Raw genomic sequence first — 11972 nt, 5'->3', positions numbered from 1 at the left:
ATTTCTCTAGCCCCTTCCGTGGCGAGCCGCAGGGACTTGGGGATGCGCTGCGCGTTTCGGAATTGAGCCAACGGTCAACAACGTCGGGGAGATTCTCGAACTCACCTTCCGAGTCTTCCACCCGGCAGTCCCGTTACGCCCAGATGGCGATGCCGCAGGCCGCGATCAGCCGGCTAATTGTGGCAGAACTGTTCAGAAACAGATATCTCCGGCGGCGACAGGAATCCGCGTTATTCGCGGTGTCGCGACGATTGATGTGCGGCCTGAAACCGGCTTCCGCCAAGACCCTTTTGCCTAGCGGCGTGCACCTCGAAACACGGTACCATCTGCAGCACATTTGTGATTCGAGATCAGCGGTTTAGGCAATGGCAGACGTTTTCATCAGCTACTCCAAGGCGGAACGCAAACTGACCGAAGATTTGGCGAAGATTTTGGTAGGCGCCGGCCTCAGCGTCTGGTGGGACACGGAGTTGCTGCCGATCCAGCGGTTCCGGGCGGAAATTGACGCGCAGCTCAACAATTGCTCCGCCGCGGTGATCATTTGGTCGGCCACATCCGCGAATTCCGATTGGGTACTTTCTGAAGCTGATCACGCCATACGGCAGGGCAAGCTTGTTAACGCGCATCACTCCGACATCCTGCCCGAACACCTGCCCAAGCCCTTCGGCCAGATTCATGCTGTGCCGCTGACCGACACTGACCGCATCCTCAGGGCCATCAAGCTCATCACCACCGGCAAGCCATCCAAGGCGACCGCAGTGTCCGCTGGCGAGACGAGAGCGAGCGAATTCATTACAGACGCTGTCCAAGATGCGCTCAAATACGCTCCACACCTACGCGATTTGGCCGATCGCGCGGGGTGGGAAGACGACGAAACATATCCCAATGATCTGCTGAAGCTGGCCGAGAAGGTAATGACTCCGCTCCGGCTGTTCCGCGAACGATTGCCGTATACAGATATCACCAGCTATCGCGGCAGGCGGCTTGTCGAGCATCTGGATGAGGCGACGACGTATGCGCACAGGCAGATATCAAAGGAGATCGGGTGGCTGCGGTCGCACGGCAACAGCGAGAGCGTCGTCATGGGCGCACGCGGAGATCTCTCGGTTGCGGCCGAGCGGTTGCTGGAAAAGGTGGAGCTGCCACCCAGATAAGCGTCAATCTCGAGCCATTACTCAAAGGGCGTCGTAATCTGCGATATGACACATCGCTTGCCTTGGCATCAGATAAGGGGAATGTCAGGCCAATTGTCGGGTACCAGAGCCGGTGGTTTTGTCCATGGATCCTCCACCAAGGCGACCTGAAACCAATCTTCTCTTAGATTGGCGTGTTCTGTGACAATGAGTTGAAAGCCCGGAGCATCCTGCGTGGTAAAACGCTCCAGCGTCTCGAACAGCCGCCGAACTGCCTCAAGATCCGCATCCTTTTGGCTCTCCGTTTGCTCAATAGATCCACCGGCGGCTGCATAGGAAGTCTCAGAAGGAAAGTAGACTTGGGTTGGCTGGTCGATCAGCATGAACCGGGGAATGGGATGGCCGTATGTCGCAGCAAACCGATGAAGCGCCAGCAACGCGGCGAGATGGTACGCTAAATGGTTTTCACCACCTCCGGTTCGATTCATGTAAACTGGGCGACCCGGTCGGTCGATGACAACCGTCAGATTGTGGAGATCGAGACGAGCAGGATACTCGCCGAACTCGCCGCCCAGGGCGCGAATATAGCCCGACATGTGCAGCGCGATGTTGCTGAGTGTAGAAGTGAGGCGTGTCTCGGAATCATCAGCACTCAGCCTTTCTTCCAGGTCCGCAACCCGCGCTTTGAGTCGCCGCTCTTCCGCGTGAAGTCTCAGAAGCTCGGTATTGGGCACCAGGTTCTCCAGGAACAGACTGATGCGTCCCACGACTCGTGATGCCGCGTTGTTTCTGTTGGCCATTTGCGTTGCCATTTCGCTCGTGGCAATGGCCGAGGAAAGCTCGACTTCCTTGCCCCGGATTTGGTCTCCAATGTCAGCCAATGCCTTCTGCTGATCGGTCAAATATGCGGCCAACGAAGGCCGTTCGCCTGTAACCGCCGTCAACTCATTATCAAGGGATTCCAACTCGGCCAGGAGAGCTTTCGCAATCGATCCGTCCACCCCAATGTTAGCCTGCGCGAAAGGCCACTGCCATTCACCCGTGGCTTTATCGAAGGGCAGCGCCTTTATTGAGCTCAGACGTTCACGCTGCTCGTTGACCTCGTGCTGAAAACCTGCCGCGCGCTTGTTGAATTGTTCAGCACCATCGATACGGCGTTGAATTTCGCGACGCCGTTCCCTGAGATCGAGCAATTCGTTCTCGATGCTCGATACCCGCGATCCGTCGTCTTCCGGCACAGATGTTGGTTTCCAGTCCAGTGCCCGACGAAGAAGAACGGTTGGCGGCACGTCGCTGTCACCAAGGGGAATTTCTACTGCGCGGGCCTCTGAAAGAAGGCCGATAGCCCGTTCTTCGGAGTTGTCGATCCCCTCTCGCGCCTGTTGGAGCAGCTTCGCATTGAGACGAAGTTCACGTTGCGCGTAGCGGAGTTGAGATTCGAGCGTGAACTTGTCCTTCCCGGATATGCCTAGAAGGATAGGCAATGTATCCTTGATCGCCTGAAGCTGTTGCGGCTCGTTCTGGCGATAAAACAACTGGTCTTTGTTCGTGACGATCCCTTGCTTCTGGAACAGATAATAGAAGGCGTGCTTCACATTCGCATCGAAGCTCACTCGACTGCTCTCGATCGGAACGTCGGTCGTATTCTCCGGAATTCCGAGCAATTGTGTGAGCAGCGCAACGACGCCATCATCGCTGTCATTCACGGCTAGCTCCGAGAAATCCGGCGCCTCGACCGTTCCTCCGCGTCGTACCATGGCCATGCTCACGCTCAGAGCGCCCGGAGCAGGCGCCGGCTTCGCCACAAGCACTTCTTCGCCATCGAAGCGGTAGATCACCGCAAACCAAAACACGCGGTCGCGGATGACTCCCTCCGGAACGTTGAAGGTTGAACGACCCATGCAGTATTCGATGATATCGGACAATGCTGATTTTCCCGTCGAGGATCGACCGGTAATGACATTCAACCCATCGTGGAAAATCACGTCGCGGCGTCGACCATCATTGCTGTAAACGTGAATTGATTTGATCTTCATGGTCGAACGCCCAACGTCGTGTAGATGGTGCCTCTGTCTGCAATGCGCGCGAACTCCCGCCCCATGAACGCTGCCACGCGCTGGCAAGCCTTTGATTCATCGCTGCCATTGATGGTTTTGCGCACTCCAGCGGAATTCGGAACCGGTCGCCCATCCGGACTCACCATTACCGCATCGCAGTGCATCAGGCAGCCCAAGCCCTTCGAGGGTAAATGGCAGTACATCCGTACAGCGCTTCCCGAAACCCACCAGCAACTCTGGATGGTCCGCTACCACCTTCAGGAAGTAACTTCGGTTTGCGCGTTGCAAAGTCTCCCTTGAGCTTTGCTGCAGGCACAGCGGTAAAACCAGGAGGGAGAGCGAAAATGGCATTCCTTTGTCGTCCTCGGCGTGGAACCCCGCTAACGCTCGGAAGAGAACAAGGCCACAGAAGGCTGGGTTGAAGAGGTTTGGGGGGAAGAAGCGCTTTTGGATATCTCTGTGGTCATGATTGTGGGACCGCGCCGGGCCGGCAAGACCACGCTGGTCCGCAAGATGGGAGAAGCCGGCCAAACCTGCATTACATCGACGATCAGACGATCCTCGAGGCCGCAGAGTCTCGCGTATTACCCATGGCTGGGTATTAGAGATAGAAATGTGATTGGCGTGCCCGGCAAGCCAGGTTTTGATTATGAGTTTTCTGCATAGTCAGGCTTTGTAAATTTGCAAATCTATAAACTTGCTCTTGGTTTGAAAAACTGCTATATTGCTAAGTATGGCTAAGCCTTCCGGCGGAAAGCTAAACTTCCTCGAACATACCCTGCCGGAAGGCCTGTTGGTCGATGCTGGGGTGGATGACGAAGCATGGCTATTCGACAGGCCTGCGCAGCCAGTATGTCTCGGCTGGCTGGCTGGTTCAGCCGACACGCGGAACTTTCAAGCGCCCGCTTGGCACCCTGACATGGCAGAAGGCCGTCATATCGCTTCAGACGCTGCTTGAGTGCCCCCTCATCGTCGGAGGGCGAACAGCGCTCGAACTGCAAGGCTTTTCACACTACCTCAGAGCGAGTGGACCGACCGTTATTTATCTTTACGGTGCGGATGCTCCGCCCGGATGGCTCTTCAAGCTTCCGCTCAAAGAGCACTTCACATTCCGCAAGAGCACAACGCTCTTCAAAGCCGATCCCGTGACGAAGGGGCTCAAGAACTTCGCCTGGAATGTCCAGAACAACACCGGCGCAGCTGCCGATGAGTTTCAGGCAGGACCATTCAAGCAGATATGGGGCGAGAGCGAATGGCCGCTCACCGTCTCATCGCCCGAACGGGCGTTGCTTGAACTGCTCGACGAGCTGCCGCATAGCGAGAGCTTCCACCAGGTCGACATGCTTGTTGAGGGATTGCGCAACCTCAGTCCCCGCAAGCTGCAAAAGCTGCTGGACGATTGCAGAAGCGTGAAAGTCAAAAGGCTGTTCTTCTGGTTTGCCGACCGGCACAATCATTCATGGCTGAAGCAAATAGACCGTGACAAGGTAGCTTTGGGGAAAGGAAAGCGCATGCTGGTGAAAGGCGGAAGGCTCGATCCGAAATATTTGATCACCGTGCCGGAGGATCTCAGTGCCCCTATCTGAACGCTATCGGCATCAGGTTGCGCTGCTGATCGAGACCTTGCCATTCGTTGCGGCGGAAAAGGATTTTGCTCTCAAAGGCGGGACTGCGATCAATCTATTCGTGCGCGATATGCCGCGTTTGTCAGTCGATATCGACTTGACCTACCTGCCTGTCGCCGGCCGGCCGGAATCGCTGGCCGCGATCGATGCGGGCATGAAAAGAATGGCTGTCGCCATTGGCAAGGGAATTCCGGGCGTCAAGGTGAATGAGGTCGTGAACCGCGCGGAAGGCATCGTTACCAAGCTGACACTTCAGAGGGCCGACGCCCAGATCAAGATCGAAGTCACTCCCGTCCTTCGCGGCTGCGTCTTCGATCCCGAGATGAGATCCGTGCTTCCGAACGTCGAGGAGAGCTTTGGTTTTGCGGAGACACAAGTCGTCTCGTTTTCCGACCTCTACGCGGGAAAAATCGTCGCCGCCCTTGACCGCCAACATCCTCGCGATCTTTTTGACATCCGCGATCTTCTGGCGAATGAGGGCATCAGCGACGACCTGAGGCGCGCTTTCATCGTCTATCTCATCAGCCATGACCGGCCCATTTCGGAAGTTGTGGTGCCGCGGCGAAAGGATATCCGCCAGGAATTCGAGCACGGCTTCGAGTGTATGACCTCAGATCCGGTCTCGCTGGATGAGCTATTGAAGGCCCGCGAGGACTTGATCGGCGAGGTATCTGGAAAGATGCCGAAGGAGCATCTGGAATTTCTGATTGGATTCAAGCGCGGGAAGCCAGATTGGGCTCTGTTGGGCGTCGATGGAGCGGCAGAGCTTCCCGCAGTCCGATGGAAGCAGATCAATCTTGATAAGCTGCGTCCCGCAGATCGCGAAAAGCTTGTGGCTCAGTTGATCGCAGTTCTTAAGTGAGGACCATGGCCGCTCTCACCACGCCTCAAGAATTTCTTCGCATATCGCAAAATACTCGCGAAAAGCAGGCGTCGCGTTCGAGCGCCACTTCGAGCGTGTCCATGACCGACTCGTCGCGACCGCTGTAGCCGGCCACGACGAGTCCCCACCGGCTGCAGCTATCGATCAGCAGTGCTCTGAGTTTCGCATCTTGTTCGCGCAGTTCGTCCCCGGTGTTCTTGAGCCGGCGCGATCGGAAGTCGCCGTGAAGCTTGACCCTCGACGGGCCAGCGTCCCTCGTCGATAGCGTCTCGTCCCAAACTCCCGGTCTCTATCGCCACCGTGGTCAACTGCCCGGTTCCGCCGTAAACCTTCGCGCAGCCGTCTGCGGCCAGAGGATCGAAATTGCTCGTCCAGACCAGACGGCAACGCGCACCTTTCACCAGCGTCGCCAATGCAATGTGCCCGTAGGAAGGCTTCGCACCGCTGATCTTCGCAGCCATGTACGTCCGACGGTCCGCCTCGCTCGGATAGACGGATTCGAACAGCGCCTGATATTCCTCGGGCGAACCGAGGGCGCGCAGGCTGCCGATGCCGTCGACGATTTCGCGAGCTCGCGGATGCACTGAATCTCGCCTCCCGCCGGGTTGTCGGACCTACGTGCGGCACTGGTGCTGCACAGCAACAAATCTAAATTGACGGCGTGACCTCTGAACCCCGAGTTGCCTGAAAGCGGCAGCAGACCGTAAGGCTCTTGCCTGCCAATCGGCGGCTGGCCGATTCGGCTTGCCGGCCCGGATCACGACGTTTGCATCAAGGAAAACCCGACGGGGGGCCTTCACCAGCCATTTCAGAAATCCTCGCGAAAAAAGCTCTCACATGTTTGGTGCGCGTCGCGGATAAGAATCCGTATTGCCGATTGCCTCATCATCGCAGACGTCTCAGTCCAACTTCTCCGCCGGAAGGTTGGCACTCGCCAGCATCTGATCATAGAGCCGACGCTTCAAACGTAACTCCCGAAGGTCCGTTGCCACAGCTTCAGCGAATTTGTTGATCGCCACTGACGCCTCATCAATTCGGGCCGGCAGATCTTCGCGCGCTTTGTTCTCGGCTGCGTCAATCTTCGCCCGGTCGTCGTCGGAGAGATCGTGCTCCGGATCGTCGGCATAGACAGACCCATTGTAGTCCGACATGCACTTGCCGAGCCGCCCGAGGATGTCGATGAGGTTTTGACGGGCGGCTGTTATCTCGGGAGGCCCGAAGTTTCTGTCCTGCCGTCGAATTAAACGGTCGCGGGCGCTGTCGACCGTTTGGTTCATATCCCATACCCAGTGAGGAAGCACACCATGATCATCCTCGCGTTCGTAGTAGCCACGCGCCAGTTCTTCGGACAGTTTTTCCAGCGCGGCCAATTCTGGTTTGAGCCAATTCTCCAACCGTTTTTCACGATCTGCGTGAACTTGCTGCAAGGCAACGGCGGTCTGCACTGAGGAGAGCCTGAGCTGCTTCAGAACAGGTTGGACGCTAAGCCAAGCAACGAAAATCGCGCCAAACATTGCGATCAATGTCTGATAGCGGGAAAACCACCATTCGAGACAACCAAATTGGGCATCTTTGAGTTGCTCGCAACCACCGTTAAAGGTGGCGCCATAGGCAAACCCCAACACAAGGGCCAGGATGGCAGCGGCTGCGACAAGGGCGAGTGTATTCCGATTGTCAGCCATTCGGGGCGCCAATCGTCATGCGATCACGATGGCGCGCGTCATTTCTTCCTTCTCCTGCTTTGATTATCAAAGAAGATCGGAAAGAAACTGCGCTGCTGTTTCAAGCGCAGGATGTCGCTGGTCGTGATCGTGTTGGCTTTGCGGCGCTCCCCGCCGCCTTGTTCGGTGATAACCTCCAGGTCGGGGTTCTCGATGATCGCTGAATTGATGTCTAGCATGTGAGCCGGGGTCGCGTTGTAGATGCTGGCGTAAAACTCCCCGACCGGAATTGCATCGCCGTAATTTGTGATGAGCCGTGGAATATCATCGTGAAGCTGCTTTTTCGCTTCCGCCCTTCCGGCCGCATCGAACACATAGAGCATACTGTCGGCTTCACTTGGGTCGTAGGACAGCATGTGCAAACCGGATCGGCCAAAATGTGCCTGGGCGCTGCTGTTTTGATGCAGGATATTGTTATATTCCTGACGTGCGCGAACCGAATTTGCGAAGTGGATAAGCCAATAGCGCCAGCCGTCCGGATTGTGGATGGAAAACGGACTAACGTAGTTCGCGCATCGCCGAAACGACTCAAACACGATGCGTTCCGCTGCGCCGAGCCAGGCGTCCTTGGTCATCAAGCCATCGAGCTGCGATAGATCATCTGGACTGACGCCAAACGGCGCAAGCTGCTTGGCCAGCGCGGCACGATCCGTCTGATGCAAGAACGTCAGCAGCGTCTGGATGCCGAATGTGTAGAAGATTTCAACCGACGTGAACGACGCAACGATGTCGCCGATCGTGTTGATTTCAACGCTGCCTGTTCCGCATTGATCCAGGTTGAAGAGGACGTTGTGATAACTGCCGCGCTCCAGCATTTGCTTCACCTCGGGATAGAGCTCGTCGAACTTCTCACTTCGATACTCGACGCGAAGGTGGAGCTTCGGCACGTTCTCCTTGATTTCGGCGATGAGCGAAGCGGCATTCGTTTTCAGCAGATCGACGGTCTCTTTGTCGAAGTCATTCAGGATGAGCAGGCATTCGATGTCGAGCGGCGACATCCCCTCGGCCTGACGCTTGATGTTGAATTGCTCCGTCGCGACACGAAGCTCGTTTATAAAGATCAGCGGAGATCCGGGACTGCCGCATTTGTATCGGCCGCCGCCCGCAAAACCATCGACAATGGCAAGACGAAACCGGGACTGCTGAGGAAGCTGGCAGCGCACGGCCAGATATCGCGCGACGTATTCGGCGATAACCTTATGCTTGCGTCTTGAGTGCTCCTCAAGAACCGCGCCCGTGACCCATGAATACGGTTTTTTCGACATTCGCCCCCGAATGAATCCTGCTATCCAGAGGCGTCATTCTCAGAGCGCGAGCGAAGCCTTCGGCATTTCGTCCCAGACCTGATCGCGGTATACGCGCCCATTGGCCTTTTTGGAACGGCGCTTGTTGTCTTTCCCCCATGTCCCCCACTGCTTAAAGAAGAACGCGGTGTCGTGCATTGCACACCGATCGAAGATTTCATCGATCCATTCTTCACGGATCGGCCGGGCCGATCTTCCGCTCTCCCCTCCGACGATGGCCCAATGGATGTCGCGAAGATCGACCGCCCCCACCGGGCCGATCAGCGGTTCAAATGAGATAAAACGGATCGCCGCCGGGGCGGTACGCAAATAATCGATGCGCCCCACGACGTTGGCGTTCTCGACGCTGGTGCCGAGCCATACGTTCGGCAAAACTTCGCCGATCTTGGAGCGAACCAGCGCTCCCATCCGCTCCGGACGCTTGGTAAGGATCTGATAGTGATGGTGGGGTGTGGCACGCATGACGGCCCACACTTTCAGGATGAAGGCATCCGTCACCCGATTATGAAACAGGTCAGACATCGAGTTAACGAAGATTTTTCGCGGCTTCTTCCAGCGCAGCGGAATGTCTAAGGCGGCCTTGTCTTCACGGACCACGCCGTTCCAAACGGTTCGTTTTCCGCTGCGGCGCGTGAGTCCTTCATATTTCGGGACATTCATCGCCTGAAGTCGTCTCGCCATTTCCATGGCATAGCAATTCGTGCAGCCGGCGCTGACGATGGAGCAGCCAGCAACCGGATTCCAGGTGGCGTCGGTCCATTCAATTTGCGTCTCGGCCATGACCGTTCCTATCGCGCTGTCGATGACGTCGTCTGTCGATCACAGTCAATACCAGTTTAACCCTTAATACCGAGTTGGAAGGCGCCGGTCGCGGGCGGCTACCCTGTAGCACTTTGAAGCGTCCGTATTGGACGCCCCTGATGAAACCTCGCGAGAGTTTCGCCTCCAATCGCCACGCACCAGAAGCAGGCTCCGGATCATGCGTCGCGGATCGCCATCATGCGCCGCAATCGCCTGGTCCGCGGCCATATCGAGCCGTTCAGATTCCGACATGGAATCGCCTTCCGCCGATTCTGACATTTCGAGTTCCTGATCGACCTCGCTCGGCTTATGTTCTTAGTTTGTTCTCATGGGGAGCAACGAAACACGGAGATTTGCGCCGCCCTGGCGGGTCGAAGAGGAAAATGCCGAAACATTCGTCGTCATTGACCTAACGGAACGAAGGTCGCGTGGGTTCATCATCGCGAGGCCTCGTCACGCTAATGGCCACGGCGCTGACGCTGCCGAGGCCGATCGGGACGCAGCAATGCTGATCGAAGCTGCCGTTGAAGAACGATCTTTCCATTGCACCGACGAAAATCGTGAAATCACACAGACGTGCCCACCGCGAGCGTTGCCCTCCGAAGGTGGCGGCGATGCCCTTTTCGTTTGGCGAACCATTGCCGCCGAATCTTCGTGAGGAGTTTCACGGCCTGCGTCTTGTCGAGTAGGATCGCGCGCGTCGACCATCGGTACGGAAACGCGAGCCGGTTCAGTTCATCCAGGATTCCGGGATGTGTCGCGGTCGGGAATCCGATGACCGTCAGTGCGCGCAAATGGGCGCTGCCCAGACGCGGTTCCAGCCCGCCGACCAACGGCTGATCGGTCAGCAGTGCGTCCAGGTGCATCGGCGTCTCGGCGACGCGGACGCGCTGGCGCTTCGTCGAGACGGTCGAATGGAGATAGGTTAGCGTCTCCGGATCATCGAGCCAATCGACTTCCGGTACGAGGCTTCGAAGAGCTTCAGCACGCGAAGGTGCGGACGAGAAATCGTCAACGATCATTTTGGTACCAGCAACTGGACGCTGTTTTAGCGTGCAGCCATGAAACAAACCCAACCTCCGCCCAGCAGCTCTCACGTCGGAAGCGCCAAGCCCCTGTACGATTGGCAGCGCTTTTGGATTGCCCGCACCGGCACGCTCGACCTGTCTGACGGCGGCTTCCTGGCCGATCCGACCGGCCCGTTGCATCGATCCCATCCGGCGACTCCAGCGACGTTGGCCGAACTCGCACAATATCGCGCGCTTGTCCTCCTCGGCGAGCCCGGCATCGGCAAATCCATTATCTTGGAGGCAGAGGCCGCGCGCGCGTCTGCAGATGCCGTCGCCGGCGGCACGACTTCGATCCACGTCGACCTGCGCGCCTATTCGAGCGATGCGCTGCTCCATCAGAGGGTCTTTGTAGGTCCCGAGTTCATCGCGTGGACAACGGGCAGCTCGCATCTGGTCCTTCATCTCGATAGCCTCGACGAGGCGCTCCTGCGCATTGACAGCATCGCAAACCTGCTGGCGAGCGAGTTGCCGCGCTACCCGACATCACGCATGTCGGTGAGAATTGCCTGCCGAACCGCAAGCTGGCCGGGCGCAATCCTGGAGCCGGTGCTGGGTAGCCTATGGGGCAAGGACGCAGTCGGAATTTTCGAATTGGAGCCGCTCCGTCGCAAAGACTTGGTGGCAGCCGCCACCGCGCACGGCATCGACGCCAACACCTTTATCAGGGAACTCTACGCGGCGGATGTCGTACGCTTCGCGATCAAGCCGTTGACCTTGAATCTGCTGCTCGGTCTGTTTCAGCGTGATGGACAGCTCCCGCGCAGCATCGTCGATCTCTACACCCGTGGCTGCCTCAAGCTCTGTGAGGAGACAAGTTCGAGCAGGCGCAACGCGCGACGTCTGGGAGCTCTCAATCCCGCCCAGCGCCTGCGCGTCGCCAGCCGCCTTGCGGCCGCGACGATGCTTGCCAACCCCTATGCACAATCGGACGGCGTTCCCGAAGAAGACGTCGCGCTTTCGATTCTGGCGCGGGGGCATGAAGAAGGGGACTTTCCCGCCTTCGACGTCACCGAGGATCATGTCCGCGAGGTGCTCGATACCGGCCTGTTCACCTCTCGCGGCGGCGAACTCATGGGGTGGGCTCATCAGAGTTTCGCGGAATTTCTGGCGGCGCGCTACCTCATCGAAAAGAAGGTCCCGCCCGAGAATGTACTCAAGATATTGCTTCACCCCTCGGGCGGCCTGGTTCCCCAAGTCAGCGTCGTCGCCGCCTGGATCGAGTCGCTAAGCAAGCAGATTCGCGATGTTCTCATCGCCAGCGAACTCCTGGTTCTGCTGCGCGGCGATTCGGGTGGGGCGGCAGCGATCTTGCGGCATTGACCACTTCGCTGCTCACGGCCTTTAAGCACCAAAATCTGCGCGATTTCATCCCCGGTGC

10 protein-coding genes and 3 pseudogenes are annotated in these 11972 nt (G+C 57.6%); 5 read left to right on the top strand and 8 right to left on the bottom strand.

What is annotated here, in order from left to right; translation table 11 throughout:
- Positions 1-365: 365 nt before the first annotated feature.
- The gene (locus IVB26_RS08640; RefSeq protein ID WP_247971287.1) at positions 366-1154 is read left to right on the top strand and encodes a toll/interleukin-1 receptor domain-containing protein; all 789 of its coding nucleotides are present in this window, start codon (positions 366-368) and stop codon (positions 1152-1154) included.
- A gap of 68 nt (positions 1155-1222) precedes the next feature.
- On the opposite strand, the gene IVB26_RS08635 is transcribed toward IVB26_RS08640, so the two are convergent.
- From IVB26_RS08635 to IVB26_RS42935, 3 genes are read right to left on the bottom strand one after another with little or no spacing between them, the layout of a single operon-like run.
- Positions 1223-3169 carry a DUF3732 domain-containing protein gene (locus IVB26_RS08635; RefSeq protein WP_247971286.1) on the bottom strand — a complete coding sequence of 649 codons (1947 nt, stop codon included), beginning with the start codon at positions 3167-3169 and terminating at the stop codon, positions 1223-1225.
- Positions 3166-3336, bottom strand: coding sequence for a three component ABC system middle component (locus IVB26_RS42940; RefSeq protein ID WP_253075753.1), 171 nt, complete (start codon positions 3334-3336; stop codon positions 3166-3168). The genes IVB26_RS08635 and IVB26_RS42940 overlap by 4 nt, the downstream gene beginning before the upstream one ends.
- The gene (locus IVB26_RS42935; RefSeq protein WP_253075758.1) at positions 3266-3643 is read right to left on the bottom strand and encodes a three component ABC system middle component; all 378 of its coding nucleotides are present in this window, start codon (positions 3641-3643) and stop codon (positions 3266-3268) included. Before IVB26_RS42935 ends, IVB26_RS42940 begins: the two co-directional genes overlap by 71 nt.
- A 12-nt stretch (positions 3644-3655) precedes the next feature.
- On the opposite strand from IVB26_RS42935, the pseudogene IVB26_RS43490 reads away from it, so the two are divergent.
- The 3 genes and pseudogenes from IVB26_RS43490 to IVB26_RS08625 all read left to right on the top strand — a co-directional run.
- Positions 3656-3768 (top strand): annotated as a pseudogene (locus tag IVB26_RS43490) (AAA family ATPase); the annotation flags it as partial.
- A gap of 155 nt (positions 3769-3923) precedes the next feature.
- Positions 3924-4776: pseudogene (locus tag IVB26_RS08630) on the top strand (type IV toxin-antitoxin system AbiEi family antitoxin domain-containing protein).
- The gene (locus tag IVB26_RS08625) at positions 4763-5677 is read left to right on the top strand and encodes a nucleotidyl transferase AbiEii/AbiGii toxin family protein (RefSeq protein WP_247971285.1); all 915 of its coding nucleotides are present in this window, start codon (positions 4763-4765) and stop codon (positions 5675-5677) included. Before IVB26_RS08630 ends, IVB26_RS08625 begins: the two are co-directional and overlap by 14 nt.
- A gap of 158 nt (positions 5678-5835) precedes the next feature.
- Here the strand turns inward: IVB26_RS08625 and IVB26_RS08620 are convergent, their stop codons facing one another.
- The 5 genes and pseudogenes from IVB26_RS08620 to IVB26_RS08600 all read right to left on the bottom strand — a co-directional run.
- On the bottom strand, positions 5836-6282 hold the full coding sequence (locus tag IVB26_RS08620) for a hypothetical protein (RefSeq protein WP_247971284.1): 447 nt from the start codon (positions 6280-6282) through the stop codon (positions 5836-5838).
- 315 nt (positions 6283-6597) lie between these two features.
- Positions 6598-7380 carry a hypothetical protein gene (locus IVB26_RS08615; protein WP_247971283.1) on the bottom strand — a complete coding sequence of 261 codons (783 nt, stop codon included), beginning with the start codon at positions 7378-7380 and terminating at the stop codon, positions 6598-6600.
- A gap of 38 nt (positions 7381-7418) precedes the next feature.
- Positions 7419-8684, bottom strand: coding sequence for a three-Cys-motif partner protein TcmP (locus tag IVB26_RS08610; RefSeq protein WP_247971282.1), 1266 nt, complete (start codon positions 8682-8684; stop codon positions 7419-7421).
- A 39-nt stretch (positions 8685-8723) separates the two neighbouring features.
- Positions 8724-9503, bottom strand: coding sequence for a phage Gp37/Gp68 family protein (locus IVB26_RS08605; RefSeq protein WP_247971281.1), 780 nt, complete (start codon positions 9501-9503; stop codon positions 8724-8726).
- 641 nt (positions 9504-10144) lie between these two features.
- Positions 10145-10489: pseudogene (locus IVB26_RS08600) on the bottom strand (conjugal transfer protein TrbE); the annotation flags it as partial.
- Between the two features lie 96 nt (positions 10490-10585).
- Between IVB26_RS08600 and IVB26_RS08595 the strand changes: the two are divergent.
- Positions 10586-11914 carry an NACHT domain-containing protein gene (locus tag IVB26_RS08595; RefSeq protein WP_247971280.1) on the top strand — a complete coding sequence of 443 codons (1329 nt, stop codon included), beginning with the start codon at positions 10586-10588 and terminating at the stop codon, positions 11912-11914.
- The last annotated feature ends 58 nt before the right edge of the window (positions 11915-11972 follow it).

Origin of the sequence: Bradyrhizobium sp. 195, assembly GCF_023101665.1 — a bacterium.
In the GTDB taxonomy this organism is placed as follows: Bacteria; Pseudomonadota; Alphaproteobacteria; order Rhizobiales; family Xanthobacteraceae; genus Bradyrhizobium.
Note: the sequence above shows the minus strand (reverse complement) of the source record. Positions and strands in the feature narration are given on the sequence as shown.